The sequence below is a fragment of the Pseudoalteromonas sp. SIMBA_162 genome (assembly GCF_046535955.1).
GTDB lineage: Bacteria > Pseudomonadota > Gammaproteobacteria > Enterobacterales > Alteromonadaceae > Pseudoalteromonas > Pseudoalteromonas marina.
The window spans coordinates 1-238 of record NZ_JAWJBQ010001165.1; the positions used below are offsets into that span (position 1 = coordinate 1).

Here is a 238-nt window from a genome sequence, read left to right on the forward strand (position 1 = left end):
GGAGCAGTCTTTACAGTAAAAATGATTTATGATAAAGGGCAAACAGATTCTATTACAGAACGTTTTTCACGTTTTGATATTCCAGTTTTAAGCGATATTCCAATTATCGGTAAAATGTTCTTTGTAGACGTCTATGCTACTTCTATTTTAGCAGTTGCCGTTGCATTAATTGCTTGGTTCATCATCACAAAAACTCCATTTGGGCTAAGATTGCGTGCAGTCGGGGAACACCCAATGG

The 238-nt window shown here is 37.4% G+C and carries 1 protein-coding gene; it reads left to right on the plus strand.

Features of this window, described 5'->3' with window-relative positions:
• Positions 1 to 238 (plus strand): ABC transporter permease subunit (locus tag R0J88_RS23345; protein WP_410901368.1); only part of this gene is annotated, 238 nt, incomplete at both ends.